At 44.4% G+C, this 1,984-nt stretch carries 1 protein-coding gene and 1 pseudogene; both read right to left on the reverse strand.

Features of this window, described 5'->3' with window-relative positions; genetic code table 11:
- A pseudogene (locus tag MF4640_RS18625) lies at nucleotides 1-140 on the reverse strand (DDE-type integrase/transposase/recombinase); the annotation flags it as partial.
- A gap of 79 nt (nucleotides 141-219) precedes the next feature.
- On the reverse strand, nucleotides 220-1,461 hold the full coding sequence (ltrA, locus tag MF4640_RS18630) for a group II intron reverse transcriptase/maturase (RefSeq protein WP_078390491.1): 1,242 nt from the start codon (nucleotides 1,459-1,461) through the stop codon (nucleotides 220-222).
- Nucleotides 1,462-1,984: the final 523 nt, after the last annotated feature.

Here is a 1,984-nt window from a genome sequence, read left to right on the forward strand (position 1 = left end):
CGATCGTGCAATGCTTGCTCAAGTGCATCGAGCACCATATCTGTATTCATCCGTGTAGATACTTTCCATCCAACAATTGCTCGTGAGAACACATCAATAATAAAGGCGGTATAGACCCAGCCTGAATTTGTTTGAATATAGGGGTGAGTAGACCAAGGGAATTTCACCCTTAGCCCCTCGCAGAACCGGACATGAACCTCTCAGCTCATCCGGCTCCCATTATCCAACCGATGGTAAACATCCCATTTTCCAGTGCACAAAGGCATTTGGAAAATCACGCGCAAGTCGCCCTAAGGCATATCTAGCCCGTCTTTTATGACGGGCCAAGTTTTTATACTTACGCCTCAACCAGCGTATAAGATAAGCATTCATGTGTTGCCAGATCGCTGACATTGCTGAACCATGGAATCGACCATAGTATTGCTGCCAACCTTGAAGAATTGGATTGAATATTGCAGATAAATCACTTAATTCGCGATTACACATCAGATGTAGATGCCATTTCCGAATAGTCTGTCGCATTGCTTTAAGTGCATCACGACTGACTGCAGGAGAGAAATTTACATAAACTCTTTTATACTTGTCCACAGCCTTACGGGGCCTAAACGTGTACCCGAGAAAAGTAAATTGAACATCGGGATATGCTTTACGACGATTAATATCTTGGCAATAAACAATCTTTGTCTTGTCTGGATGCAATTCGAGACCACATTCACGAAATCGTGCATCGATCTTTTGTAAAACAAGTTTGGCTTGAGATAAACTCCGACAATGAATTACGCCATCATCTGCATAACGGCAGAACCGTACACTTTGAAGATGTTTCGTAATCCACATATCAAAAGCATAATGCATAAATAAATTCGCCAATAAAGGACTCACAACACCACCTTGTGGTGTGCCGCGATTCCTTTCTAAAAGATGGCCATTTATGTGTTGCATTGGTGCTTTTAACCAACGTTGCACATATAAAAGAATCCATGGAATTTCACAGTGTTTCTTGAGTGCACGCATTAGTAAATCATGGTCGATGTTATCAAAGAGACCTTTGATATCAAATTCCACAACCCAGTCATAATCCCAACTTCGTCTCCTCACTATCGCAATTGCATCATGGGCAGAACGCCCCGGACGATATCCATATGAGTTTGGATGAAATAATGGATCAATTTTCGGCTCTAATAAGAGCTTAACTGCTGTTTGCGCGACTCGATCTGCAACTGTTGGAATACCTAGTATACGCACGCCACCTGACTTCTTTGGAATCGGAACAGCCTTAACTGGCGGTGGAAAATAACTGCCAGAACAAAGTCGATTCCATAGTTTGTATAGGTTGTTCTTTAAATGCTTTTCGAATTGCTCAATAGATTCATGATCAACGCCTGGAGCGCCACCATTCTCTTTGACTTTTTTAAATGCCTCCCAGATTAACGCTTTAGGAATATTAAATGGTTTGGTCATAAAGTTTTGCTCCTCCTGCTTGCACAGTTGACAAATCCGTAGACCTGGATAATGCAACCCCTTCGCTCCATTACCATTACAGTAACTTCAACACTACTACGAGTTGCTCCGCCCCTTGGTGACGCATTGCTATTATCAGCCTTGCCTTTTGAGCTTGTGCCTTTCGCTTGACATCGCCACCGAAGGTTCCCGCAGTTCAACGTAAGAGCCTGAATTAGGATCGCGCTGCCTCTACGCCGGACACCGAATGGCCCGTAAGCAGGTAACGGCCAAACTAATCGCGGGGTAACTTCCATCCCCGGTTTTGATGTCATTTGAGTACTTTCGACACTTGAACGGCAGTTCACTGTTGTTCGCCTTCCTAATTCTTACCTGACATCTCTACGATGCCTTTTCCATAACGCTCACGACCGGGACTTTTGATCCAAGCCGCTTATGGTGGTTTGCTACCTGCTCCTGCAAGCCGATAGCGAGGGGCCATACCCTCATCTCTTACGCCGCTTGCTGCGGCACACTAAAGTCA

It is taken from the genome of Acinetobacter sp. MF4640 (assembly GCF_002018895.1).
Classification (GTDB): Bacteria; Pseudomonadota; Gammaproteobacteria; order Pseudomonadales; family Moraxellaceae; genus Acinetobacter; species Acinetobacter johnsonii.